Origin of the sequence: Bacillus sp. cl96 (genome assembly GCF_900100505.1) — a bacterium.
Taxonomy (GTDB): Bacteria; Bacillota; Bacilli; order Bacillales; family Bacillaceae_G; genus Bacillus_A; species Bacillus_A cereus.
This window is the reverse complement of record NZ_FNDM01000009.1, coordinates 1-11,923: the sequence shown is the minus strand read 5'-3', so window position 1 is coordinate 11,923 and position 11,923 is coordinate 1. Positions and strand designations below refer to the sequence as shown.

The following is an 11,923-nucleotide window of genomic DNA, read 5'->3' as shown; positions in this document are numbered from 1 at the left end:
GGATATTTTTCATTATTTTACAGCTTCTTTTAGTTCTTTACCAGCTTTGAAAGCAGGTACTTTAGAAGCTGCGATTTGCATTTCTTCACCAGTTTGTGGGTTACGGCCTGTACGAGCAGCTCTTTCGCGAACTTCGAATGTACCGAATCCGATAAGTTGTACTTTTTCACCAGCAGCTAAAGTGTTAGTGATTGATTCTACTACAGTTTGTACAACTACAGTAGCTTCTTTTTGAGAAATCTCAGCATTTTGTGCTACGTTTTTAATTAATTCTGTTTTGTTCATGTTTTTCACCTCATATGTAAATAATGCTATTTAAGTTGTTATTATAACGTATAAAACATTCGAGAACAAGTGTACGTACATATATTCGCAAAAAAAATGAAATTTGTAATATTTTTAGGGTTCTTTATAGACATTCTATTTAAGCCGACAGAGATTTGTTCTTCATTTCAGTCTTCTCTTGATAAGAAGATAGTTTCTTATTATAAGATATGAAGTAAGGTAGTGCTACAAATAACATACCTCCTACTAAATTTCCAAAGAAAACAAAAATAAAGTTTGGAAAATATTCAGCCCAAGTGAAATGACCGGCAAAAATTGCGGCTGGGATGACAAACATATTTGCTACAACGTGTTGAAATCCAATTGCAACAAAAGTCATAACTGGGAACCAAATACCGATAATCTTTCCGATAAATTCTTTACTTCCCATACTGAGCCAAACAGCTAAACAAACGAGCCAATTACATCCGATTGCAGAAATAAATGCTTGCAATGGTGTATCTTGTAGTTTCGCTTGAGCGATAGAAATAGTTTTCGCTAAAAAAGCTCCTTCAGTTAAGCCAACGATATGGCCGAAAAAGTAGGCTACAAATACAGCCCCTATGAAATTGCTAAACGTAACAATAACTAAATTTCGTATGAAATGAAATAAAGTAATTTTCTTTTGAAGCCAAGCCATAGAAACTGTCATCATGTTACCAGTTACTAGTTCACCGCCTGCAAGAATAACGAGAATAAGACCGATAGGGAATACAGCAGCGCCTAGAAAACTAGTAAATGATCCCCAATATTTTGGCATTGTTCCAATAACATGAATATCGAGTAAATACCCTAATGCGATAAAAGCACCGCCAAAAAAACCGAGAATTAGCATAGGGAGTAATGATAAATGAGCTTTTTTCCTTCCGGAATTCGCAGCAAGTTCCGTAATTTCTTCTGGTGTAAATACAGACATGAATAACCCCTCCGTAATAAAATGATGGAATGAATAGAAAAAGATTCGAAAATATATGTATTATAAAAATATGGTATGACTTCTGTATAAAATTGTCAAAGTGAATAGGGAGGAAATTACATATTAATAACATTGTTCATGTTGTCACATTAATGTAACAATAAGGATTTAAAGTGTTTCTAGAGGTGAAAACATGAATACGAATCATGTAAAAAAAGAACGAAAAAAATCAATCGTAAAGATATTTATTATTAGTTTTATAAGTATATTAATGATACTAGTAAGTTTGTATTATTATGCGACAGAAATAGAACGAAAACTAGTAACAGTTACATGGAATGAAATAGAAGCTTCTGCAATTCCTAAAGAATTTAATAATAAAAAAATATTACAGTTTTCAGATGTACATTTAGGGCCAGAGTTTACATTGAAGCAACTTGAACATTTGGTGGAGAAGATGAATGAATTACATCCAGATATAGTAGTTTTTACCGGAGATTTAATAGATAAATTTGGTTCTTATAGTGCAGAAAGAGAGGGAGCGAAGGCTATTTTGCAGAAAATTTATGCTCCCTTAGGGAAATATGCTGTGTTTGGGAATCATGATAGGGGCGGGGGCGGTAGTTTATTTTACAAAAAATATATGGAGGAAGCTGGTTTTTCTGTATTAGTAAATGAAGTGCAGAAAATTAAAGTGGAAAACGGCAAATATATTACAATATCAGGTTTGGATGATTTTCTATTAGGGAAGCCGAAAATAGATTCAACTTTAAAAAACTTGAAACAAAATGATTTCAACATGTTATTAGTACATGAGCCGGATGTTGTAACCAAAATAAATCGTTACCCAGTTGATCTTCAACTGTCAGGACATAGTCACGGAGGACAAGTCCAAATCCCTTTTGTAGGTCCGTTAATTACTACCAAACTAGCTGAGAGTTATGTTGAAGGTATGTATGAAGTGGAGGGGAAGAGTAAGCAGTTATATTTATATGTAAATCGTGGTATTGGGACTACTAGGATGCCTGTTAGATTTTGTAGTGTACCTGAACTTTCAGTTTTTGTGTTGAAGCAAAAGAGTGACTAGAATATTTAACAATATGATTCGGAGGAACGTGCGATGTTGGGCGATGGAAAACAGTTTCTTAAAACTTTAGATGTGACAAAGTAATTTTCATAAATAAAAAACAACAATAGGACCTATAAAGGGTCCTATTGTTGTTTTTATCCTGCATTGATTGCCCATAAATGTCCGATTGATGGGGGCTAATTATAGTTTTACTTTGTTATTTTTGCAAGGAAAGACCATCAAAATATGTTCTATAGTTATTTGAGAATTCGAAGTTGTTTTTTGCATCCCAATTAATAGACCAAGACATTAGGCCGCGGAATGCAGGATAGCCACTCTGGTTAGAAAGTTTATACTTTCCTCCGAACGGAACTCCTTTAATGATATAATTTAAAGCTTTTTTCATTTCAGTTGGCGAAATGTATCCACCACTTGGAGCTGCCGCTGGTGCTGCTGGAAGCCCAATCATGACTTGATCTGAACGAAGAGCTGGGAAAATGTTATTTGCATTACCACCTACAGGAAAACCATGTAAGAGCATATCTGCCATAGCGACCTCGTAGTCTGCAGTACCTTGATTGTAGTTATTACCGTCCATTCCAATCCCGCTACCAGCGTTGTAGTGTTGAACATGAATGTATGTTAGTTTATCTTTCATTCCGTAAATAATTGGTAAATATGCACCCCATATGCTTCCATATGCGCTATAACCGCCTTGAACATAAGCTGTTTCAGGAGCCATGCTTAATAGAAAATCTGGACCATAATGATCTGAGATTGTTCGAATAGCTGATATAAGATTTACGATTTGGGGAGTAGTTGGATTTTTGAAATTAGTATCATTTCCGTTTAAGTAAATACCTGATTCAAGGTCAATATCTATTCCATCAAAACCGTATTTATCGATTAGAGACTGTATGGAATTAATAAAACGATCCTTAGCGGCATTGTCAGGAAGTAAAACGACTCCATTTTGTCCACCTATTGAAAGAACTACTTTCTTTCCTTTACTTTTTAAATAAGAAATATCTGATTTGAAGTCTGCATCTGTACCATACACAGGAGAAAATTCAACAGTGGAACGATCACCACCAGTTTCACCAAAAGATACATTGATTACATCCCATTTTGGTGAAACGTCTTTTAATTTAATAATGCCAGTACCGTTATCAAAGTTATGCCAATATCCAACGAGTAATTTTGAACCTAAATTGTTTGCTGCTTGTGCTTGGAAAGGGGATAGCGGTAGAAGTAAGAACATTACTAAAATACAACAAAAAAATTTGAACTTGTTTAACATATCAACACTCCTATACAAAAAGTTGTCTAGATGTATAATCTTGTTTATTTAATAATATCTGAAAATTCTTTCTTTTGTAAGGGGACTATAATTTTCTCAACAATTGTGTATGGGAAAGTTTAAACCTAATGTAATAATTTTTGAAGAAGGTTGAATTGTAATTGTTAAATTCAGAATATTTTGATATATTTTAACGTATAGAACAAAATCTTTCGCACAGTACTCTTACATAAGTTTCAAAATTTAGTTTGGAAGGGGATGTACAAGATTTGGATAAAAATCTAAAGAAAGATCTCAAAATACGCCACATTACAATGATTTCAATTGGCGGCGTAATAGGGGCTGGTTTGTTTGTTGGAAGTGGTGCAGTTGTACATTCGGCAGGACCAGGTTCTATCGTTTCATATGCATTAGCAGGACTTCTAGTCATTTTCGTCATGAGAATGCTAGGAGAAATGGCAGCTGTTAATCCGACAAGTGGTTCATTTGCAACGTATGCAAGAGAAGCGATTGGTCCTTGGGCGGGTTATACAATAGGCTGGTTATACTGGTTTTTTTGGGTAATTGTTATTGCAATAGAAGCCACAGCAGGTGCTGGTATTATCCAATATTGGATTCCACAAATACCGCTTTGGTTATTAAGTTTAATATTAACAATTTTATTAACGCTGACGAACGTTTTTTCGGTGAAATCATTTGGAGAGTTTGAATATTGGTTTTCTTTTATTAAAGTAATAAGTATTGTTTTGTTCCTTTGTCTAGGTCTTGCTGTTATTTTAGGATTTGTTCCAGGAACAGAAGCACCCGGCACTTCGAATTTAATTGGACAAGGTGGATTTATGCCAAACGGTATAAGTTCGGTCCTGCTTGGAATTACTGTTGTTATATTTTCATTTATGGGATCAGAGATTGTAGCAGTAGCCGCAGGTGAATCTGCAGAACCTGTAAAAGCAGTAAAAACAGCAACAAACAGTGTGATTTGGCGTATTCTTGTATTTTTTATTGGGTCTATAGCGGTAGTTGTTACGCTACTGCCATGGAATTCAGCAAACATATTAAAAAGTCCATTTGTAGCTGTACTTGAACATATAGGAATACCAGCGGCAGCACAAATTATGAATTTTATCGTTTTAACAGCTGTACTTTCTTGCTTAAATTCAGGCTTATATACAAATTCAAGAATGCTTTTTTCAATGGCAGAAAGAGGAGATGCTCCAAAGTCATTTTTAAAATTGAACAGTAGTGGTGTTCCCGTTCGAGCGGTTTTATTTGGAACTTTCTTCGCTTATATTGGAGTTGTGTTTAGTTACATTTCTCCAGATAAAGTCTTTTTGTTTTTAGTGAATGCATCTGGCGGGATTGCGTTACTAGTTTATCTCGTTATTGCAGTTTCGCATTTAAAGATGCGTAAAAAAATGGGGAAAGTAGAACAACAAAATTTGAAAGTGAAAATGTGGCTTTTTCCGTATGTAACGTATGTTACAATTGCTGCTATTATAGCAGTTTTAGTTGCGATGTTCGCAATTGATACTTTACGTTCACAAGCATTTTTAACAATGTTTGTTACTGTTCTTATCATACTTTCTTATTTTATTTTTAATAGAAATAAAAATATCACAGTTTTGCATCCTAAAAGTAAGAATGAGGAATCTGTTCGATTCTAATTTTCTTATTTTCGAAGAGAGTTACACCCAATCATTGCTATAAAAGAATCATATATAATCATAGAAACAAGTAATTACTATTGTCATAGTGAATATAAACTTTTTTCTTGACTTTTTATACGAAGGCGAGCAAAATGGTAAAAAAGGAAGGGGGGATGATGATGGAAGAGTACGTATTAGAGCTGTATAACCTGTTATATACGACAGAATGGCAAGATATTGTTTCGTTTCTAGGAATCGTATTTTGCATGAAAATTGTAATTGTATATATGGAAGAGCAAGGTATGTTCTATTCCTTCTCATCTCCGTTCGATGTGCAGCGCGAGCCGTTGCTAAACTATGCCAATGTGAATTACGAACAATTTCCTTTTGTAGTTTTCTTTATGATTCGATTTATTACAGCAATTGTAAGGAAAAAGGAAAGTGACGATGAAGAGTGCCACTCAACTTGTAATATAGCGAATGTTTTTTAAGCTAAATACAAGGAGGAGATTTATATGTGGTTTCGATTTCTTATGATTGGTTTCTTTTCATTAACAGCAATTTCATTAATGGGATATCAAGTGTCTGAAATTTTTCAAGCATATAGCGATACATTTTTTAACAAAAACTAATCGCATTGCTATTTGAATAATAAAGCGATAAAATCCTTCTTAAGAAGTTTTATTAAGAAGGATTTTTTTCTTTGTCTGGTCTTGCTGTGTCAAACTATTGTCACATTTACACTGTGAATAATATGTTAAAATAGTGAGGTTATGTATACATACTTGAAGGAAGAGGGAGTGACCATTTTGGTGGATCAATCAACAAATCAGAAAAGCTATGCTCCTATTGTGATAACGCTTTCTGTAATTGTAAATGCGATTATTTTATTTTTGTTCTTTGGACCTGTTGGCTATGAAGGAGAAGTACATTTTGATGTAACGATTTTACCAATGTTAAACGCGATTTTTAATAGCTTTACGTTCGTATTTTTATTAGCAGCGTTATTCTCTATTATTAAAAAGAATGTGAAAATGCATCGTGGTTTTATCCTTGCAGCATTTACGACAACTTTACTATTTTGTGTGTCGTATTTATCGTATCATTACTTAGCACCGGCAACACATTTTGGCGGAGAAGGATTCATTAAATATGTGTATTTCATCATTTTAATTACACATATTATCCTAGCAGCAATTATCGTACCACTTGCATTGTTTGCGCTTGTATTTGGTTTTACAAATCAATTAACACGTCACCGTAAAATTGTACGTTGGACGATGCCGATTTGGTTATATGTAAGTTTATCTGGTGTTATTGTTTACTTAATGATCTCACCTTATTACCAATAAAAAAATCTCAGCCTGTAGGCTGGGATTTTTTTATTAGGCAAATATTTTTGTGAAATGAAAAAAATATGGTATACAAAAGTATAGTTGCTTTTTATATAGAAGGGATGGTAAAGAAATATGCAAAATTTTGTATTTCGTAATCCAACGAAACTTATTTTCGGTAAAGGTCAATTAGAACAGTTAAAAACTGAAATTCCACAGTTCGGTAAAAAAGTTCTTCTCGTATACGGGGGAGGCAGCATTAAAAGAAACGGTATTTATGATAATGTAATTTCTATTTTAAAGGATATTAATGCAGAAGTATTTGAATTAACAGGTGTTGAACCGAATCCACGTGTATCAACTGTAAAGAAAGGGATTCAAATTTGTAAAGAGAATGGTGTTGAATTTATTTTAGCAGTTGGTGGAGGAAGTGTAATCGACTGTACGAAGGCAATTGCAGCTGGTAGTAAGTACGATGGAGATGTATGGGATATTGTAACGAAAAAAACATTTGCTAATGAGGCATTACCATTTGGTACTGTACTTACTCTTGCAGCAACAGGATCTGAAATGAATGCAGGCTCGGTAATTACAAACTGGGAAACGAATGAAAAGTATGGATGGGGTAGCCCGGTTACTTTCCCGCAGTTTTCGATTTTAGATCCAGTTCATACTACTTCTGTACCGAAAGATCAAACAATTTACGGTATGGTAGATATTATGTCGCACGTATTAGAACAATATTTCCATCATGGAACGAATACAGAACTACAAGATCGTTATTGTGAAGCTGTTTTAAAAACAGTAATTGAGACAGCTCCTAAGCTTTTAAGTGATTTAGAAAATTATGAGCATAGAGAAACTATTTTATATTGTGGTACTATGGCGTTAAACGGCATTTTAGCAATGGGAGTAAAAGGAGATTGGGCGACTCATAATATTGAGCATGCAGTTTCTGCTGTTCATGATATACCACACGGGGGTGGCCTTGCGATTTTATTCCCGAACTGGATGAAGCATGTTGTAGAGGGAAATGTAAGTCGTTTTAAACAGTTTGCTATTCGAGTATTCAATGTAGAAACAGATGGAAAGACTGATCGAGAAATTGCGTTAGAAGGAATTCAGGCGTTACGTCAATTTTGGACTTCAATTGAGGCGCCAGTAACATTATCTGATTACGCTATTGGAGAAAATGAAATTGATTTAATGGCGGATAAAGCGATGGCGTATGGTGAATTTGGTAACTTTAAAAAATTAAATAAAGATGATGTTTTAAGTATATATAAAGCTTCTTTATAAGTGAATCTAGAAAAGAAATCTATTTGATTGTTTGATCGAATAGGTTTCTTTTTTTGCTGTTTATAAATGTTTGTGGATGTTTTTGATTATTTTTGATTGTTTATGGTTGATTTTTGTGACCGTTTTCATTATACTGTAATCAAAGAAGAGGTGAATAAAATGTTAACTCCTGAACGTCATCAAATGATATTGCAACTTGTAAAAGAACAGAAAGTTGTAAAATTACAGCAATTAGTTGAAAGAACAGAAAGCTCTGAGTCGACAATTCGCCGTGATTTAGCACAATTGGAAAAGCAAAGGTTATTAAAAAGAGTTCATGGTGGTGCCGCTGTTTTAACAGGAAAAGGGCAAGAACCAACGATGGTCGAAAAATCATCCAAAAACATTCAAATAAAACAACAAATTGCTAAGTATGCGGCTAGCGTTATTGAACAAGGTGATTGTATTTATTTAGATGCAGGAAGTACAACATTTGAAATGATTCCATTTTTAATAAATAAAGATGTTACTGTCGTTACGAATGGACTTATGCATATTGAAGCTTTAGTTGAAAATAATATTCGTGCGTATTTACTAGGCGGAATGATGAAGAGTAGGACGAAAGCTTTAATCGGTGCTATGGCACAGGAAAGTATGCAGAAGTATCGTTTTGATAAATGTTTTTTAGGTGCAAATGGTGTACATGAACAGCTTGGCTTTACAACGCCAGATCCAGAAGAAGCGCTCTTAAAACAAATGGCATTAACATTAGCAAACGAAGGATATTTCTTAATTGATGAAAGTAAGTTTTCAGAAGTTGCGTTTGCGAAAATTGCAAATGTTGAAGATGCAAATATTATTACAAACCATTTAGAAATTGATTTAGAAAAATATAAACAACAAACCAATGTAATTGAGGCTGATAAACAATGATCTATACAGTTACTTTAAACCCATCTATTGATTATGTAGTGCAAGTTTCTTCCTTTGATTTAGGAACAATAAATCGAGCGGAAAAAGATATGAAGTTTCCTGGAGGAAAAGGAATTAATGTTTCTCGTGTTCTTCAGCGTTTAGGTGTTAAAAATATAGCACTTGGATTTACTGGTGGATTTACTGGTCAATTTATTAAAGAGGTATTACAGACGGAAGGTGTAACAACAAACTTCGTCCAAGTAGATGAAGATACTCGCATTAATGTGAAAATAAAAGGGGAAGAAGAAACAGAATTAAATGGCCAAGGTCCTATTGTAACAAAAGAGCAGTTCGAACAGTTAATGAAAAAAATTGAGAGTATGCAACCTGGAGATTGTGTTGTACTTGCTGGGAGTGTACCAGTTTCTATTCCAAGTACCTTTTACGAATCAATTGCTGCGTTTGGAGCTGAAAAAGGTATTCGTGTAGTAGTAGATGCAAGTGGAAGTGCACTGCAACATGTAATTAAAAATAAGCCATTTTTAATTAAGCCAAACCACCATGAACTTGGTGAGTTGTTTGGAGTGGAGCTTTCAACAGTAGAGGACGTTTTACCTTATGGAAGAAAATTAATTGAACAAGGTGTAAAACACGTTATCGTATCGATGGCTGGAGAGGGAGCTTTATTATTTACGGCAGAAGGTATATATGAAGCGACTGTTCCAAAAGGTGTTGTAATTAATTCAGTTGGGGCCGGGGATTCTCTTGTTGCAGGGTTTGTAGGCAAATATGAACAGACAAAAGATATTGAAAAGGCATTTCAATACGGCGTTGCAACAGGGAGTGCAACAGCATTTTCAGCTGATTTATGTAAGAAGGAAAAAGTAGAAGAATTATTGTCGCAAGTAATTGTAGCTAAGCGATAGGGGGAAGCAACATATGAAAATTACAGAACTATTAAAAAGGGATACAGTCATTATGGATTTGACAGCTTCAAATAAAGAAGCTGTCATAGATGAATTAGTTGAGAAATTAAACGGGGCAAATCGTTTAAATAGTAAAACGGAATTTAAAGAAGCTATTTTAAAGCGGGAGGCCCAAAGTACGACTGGAATAGGGGAAGGTATTGCAATACCTCATGCGAAGACAAAGGCTGTTAAACAACCATCGATTTGTTTTGGTAGAAGTGTAAGCGGTATCAACTATGAGTCGCTTGACGGACAGCCAGCACACTTATTCTTTATGATTGCTGCAAGTGAAGGAGCGAATAATACTCATTTAGAAACGTTGTCTCGTTTATCGACATTATTAATGGATGAAGGATTTCGCAAGCAACTATTAGAAGCAAAGGATGAAAGTGAGCTTCTTCAACTATTTGATGAAAAAGAGAATGAAAAAGAAGAAGAGATTGAAGTCGCAAAACCAGAAGGAAATGAACCGTACGTACTTGCTGTTACAGCTTGTCCAACTGGAATCGCTCACACATATATGGCAGCGGATAGCTTAAAAGCAAAAGCGACAGAGTTAGGAATAGCGATTAAAGTTGAAACAAACGGATCAACAGGTATTAAAAACGGTTTAACGAAAGAGGATATTGAACGTGCAACAGCTATTATTGTTGCGGCGGATAAACAAGTAGAAATGAATCGTTTTGCTGGTAAACATGTCATTCAAGTGCCAGTTGCTGATGGGATTCGAAAAACGGAAAATCTGCTTAAGCGAGCTGTCAAACAAGATGCACCAATCTTTAAAGGTGTAAAAGAGGACGGGAAATCAGAAAGTATTGAGGGAGAAAAAGGATTAGGAATTTATAAGCATTTAATGAGCGGTGTAAGTAATATGCTTCCATTCGTTGTTGGTGGCGGGATTTTAATAGCGCTAGCGTTTTCGTTTGGTGGTATAAAGGCGGAAGGTCCTTTAGCTGAATTGTTCATGTCAATTGGTGGAGGAAAAACAGGTGCGTTTTTATTCCTTGTACCAATTTTAGCTGGATTTATTGCAAGTTCTATTGCTGATCGTCCTGGTTTTATGCCTGGTGTTGTAGGTGGATTTTTAGCGGCGAATGCGAATGCTGGATTTTTAGGTGGATTAATTGCTGGTTTCTTAGCTGGATATGTTGTTTTAGGGTTGAAAAGATTATTTTCAGGACTACCAGTACAATTAGAAGGAATTAAACCTGTATTGTTATATCCAGTCTTTGGATTATTGATTACAGGAGTTGTAATGCAAAAAGTAGTAATTCCGCCTGTAGTAGCATTAAATGAAATGTTGACAGGGTGGTTAAATGGTTTAAACGGTACGAATGCTATATTACTAGGTCTTATTTTAGGTGGTATGATGGCAATTGATATGGGGGGGCCAATTAATAAAGCGGCATTTACGTTTGGTATTGCTGCAATAGAAGCGCAGAATTTTGGAGTGCACTCAGCAGTTATGGCTGGTGGGATGGTACCACCACTTGCGATTGCATTCGCAACTACATTCTTTAAATCAAAGTTTACAGAAGCGGAACGTAAATCTGGTTTAACAAATTATATTATGGGAGCGTCGTTCATTACAGAAGGTGCGATTCCGTTTGCAGCTGCAGATCCGGTTCGAGTAATCGTAAGTTGTGTTGTTGGTTCAAGTATTGCAGGTGCGTTATCTATGTTATTCCAAATTACATTACCGGCACCGCATGGTGGATTATTTGTAATAGCGTTAGTAAATAAACCGTTACTATATATTTTCTCTATATTAATTGGAACAATTGTCTCGGCTGTTACGCTAGGTGTTTGGAAAAAGAAAGTTCAATAACAAATAAAAAGAGAGCAGTTTTTGAACTGCACCCCAATTGTTAGACACAGCCTAACAATTGGGGGTGCAGTTTTTCTATGGCTAAATTTACAGCTGATGAAAAAATACAAATCGTTCTACGTTATTTGAACGGAAATGAAAGTTATCGAGAAATGGGTAGATCGCTCGGTATAAGTGACACAATCATTTTGAATTGGGTAAACCAATATAAACAGAATGGTCTGGAAGCTTTTCTAAAACGATGTACAAATTACACACAACAATTTAAACTAGACGTACTAAACTTTATGATTGAAAACGGTATGTCCTTATTTGAGACGGCAGCTATCTTTAATATTCCTGCCC

At 34.9% G+C, this 11,923-nt stretch carries 12 protein-coding genes; 9 read left to right on the top strand and 3 right to left on the bottom strand.

The genetic code is table 11. The annotated features are described in order from the left end of the window. Positions 1-12: 12 nt before the first annotated feature. Both BLT20_RS19105 and BLT20_RS19100 read right to left on the bottom strand, forming a co-directional pair. Positions 13-285, bottom strand: coding sequence for an HU family DNA-binding protein (locus tag BLT20_RS19105; protein WP_001043904.1), 273 nt, complete (start codon positions 283-285; stop codon positions 13-15). A 139-nt stretch (positions 286-424) separates the two neighbouring features. Continuing rightward, the gene (locus BLT20_RS19100; protein WP_000110545.1) at positions 425-1,240 is read right to left on the bottom strand and encodes a formate/nitrite transporter family protein; all 816 of its coding nucleotides are present in this window, start codon (positions 1,238-1,240) and stop codon (positions 425-427) included. Between the two features lie 193 nt (positions 1,241-1,433). Between BLT20_RS19100 and BLT20_RS19095 the strand changes: the two genes are divergently transcribed. Further along, a complete protein-coding gene (locus tag BLT20_RS19095) occupies positions 1,434-2,327 on the top strand; it encodes a metallophosphoesterase (RefSeq protein WP_001095336.1) in 894 nt (297 codons plus the stop codon). 199 nt (positions 2,328-2,526) lie between these two features. Here BLT20_RS19095 and BLT20_RS19090 read toward each other — a convergent pair whose 3' ends face one another. Beyond that, complete coding sequence (locus tag BLT20_RS19090) at positions 2,527-3,609, bottom strand: chitinase (protein WP_000932435.1); 1,083 nt, start codon at positions 3,607-3,609, stop codon at positions 2,527-2,529. Between the two features lie 269 nt (positions 3,610-3,878). Here BLT20_RS19090 and gabP point away from each other — a divergent pair, with 269 nt between their 5' ends. The 8 genes from gabP to BLT20_RS19040 all read left to right on the top strand — a co-directional run. Further along, entirely contained in the window at positions 3,879-5,273 is a 1,395-nt protein-coding gene (gene gabP, locus BLT20_RS19080; RefSeq protein WP_000360111.1) for a GABA permease, read from the top strand. 134 nt (positions 5,274-5,407) lie between these two features. Then, positions 5,408-5,746, top strand: a complete 339-nt coding sequence (locus BLT20_RS19075) for a hypothetical protein (protein WP_002026213.1) — start codon at positions 5,408-5,410, stop codon at positions 5,744-5,746. A 318-nt stretch (positions 5,747-6,064) separates the two neighbouring features. Further along, positions 6,065-6,607: a DUF420 domain-containing protein gene (locus tag BLT20_RS19065; RefSeq protein WP_000228315.1), complete on the top strand. Its 543-nt coding sequence runs from the start codon at positions 6,065-6,067 to the stop codon at positions 6,605-6,607. 117 nt (positions 6,608-6,724) lie between these two features. Next, positions 6,725-7,888, top strand: coding sequence for an iron-containing alcohol dehydrogenase (locus BLT20_RS19060; RefSeq protein ID WP_001179093.1), 1,164 nt, complete (start codon positions 6,725-6,727; stop codon positions 7,886-7,888). A gap of 159 nt (positions 7,889-8,047) precedes the next feature. Further along, the gene (locus BLT20_RS19055) at positions 8,048-8,800 is read left to right on the top strand and encodes a DeoR/GlpR family DNA-binding transcription regulator (protein ID WP_000957279.1); all 753 of its coding nucleotides are present in this window, start codon (positions 8,048-8,050) and stop codon (positions 8,798-8,800) included. Next, positions 8,797-9,708, top strand: a complete 912-nt coding sequence (gene pfkB, locus BLT20_RS19050) for a 1-phosphofructokinase (protein WP_000640859.1) — start codon at positions 8,797-8,799, stop codon at positions 9,706-9,708. Before BLT20_RS19055 ends, pfkB begins: the two co-directional genes overlap by 4 nt. A 13-nt stretch (positions 9,709-9,721) precedes the next feature. Continuing rightward, a complete protein-coding gene (locus BLT20_RS19045; RefSeq protein WP_000704606.1) occupies positions 9,722-11,578 on the top strand; it encodes a PTS fructose transporter subunit IIABC in 1,857 nt (618 codons plus the stop codon). Positions 11,579-11,655: 77 nt separating this feature from the next. Then, positions 11,656-11,923 (top strand): helix-turn-helix domain-containing protein (locus BLT20_RS19040; protein WP_139195750.1); only part of this gene is annotated, 268 nt, incomplete at its 3' end.

Bases quoted from the DNA above. Each gene is read 5' to 3' on its own strand.
- BLT20_RS19105 (WP_001043904.1), bottom strand. From the start codon at position 285: ATGAACAAAACAGAATTAATTAAAAACGTAGCACAAAATGCTGAGATT.
- BLT20_RS19100 (WP_000110545.1), bottom strand. From the start codon at position 1,240: ATGTCTGTATTTACACCAGAAGAAATTACGGAACTTGCTGCGAATTCC.
- BLT20_RS19095 (WP_001095336.1), top strand. From the start codon at position 1,434: ATGAATACGAATCATGTAAAAAAAGAACGAAAAAAATCAATCGTAAAG.
- BLT20_RS19090 (WP_000932435.1), bottom strand. From the start codon at position 3,609: ATGTTAAACAAGTTCAAATTTTTTTGTTGTATTTTAGTAATGTTCTTA.
- BLT20_RS19075 (WP_002026213.1), top strand. From the start codon at position 5,408: ATGGTAAAAAAGGAAGGGGGGATGATGATGGAAGAGTACGTATTAGAG.
- BLT20_RS19060 (WP_001179093.1), top strand. From the start codon at position 6,725: ATGCAAAATTTTGTATTTCGTAATCCAACGAAACTTATTTTCGGTAAA.
- BLT20_RS19055 (WP_000957279.1), top strand. From the start codon at position 8,048: ATGTTAACTCCTGAACGTCATCAAATGATATTGCAACTTGTAAAAGAA.
- pfkB (WP_000640859.1), top strand. From the start codon at position 8,797: ATGATCTATACAGTTACTTTAAACCCATCTATTGATTATGTAGTGCAA.
- BLT20_RS19045 (WP_000704606.1), top strand. From the start codon at position 9,722: ATGAAAATTACAGAACTATTAAAAAGGGATACAGTCATTATGGATTTG.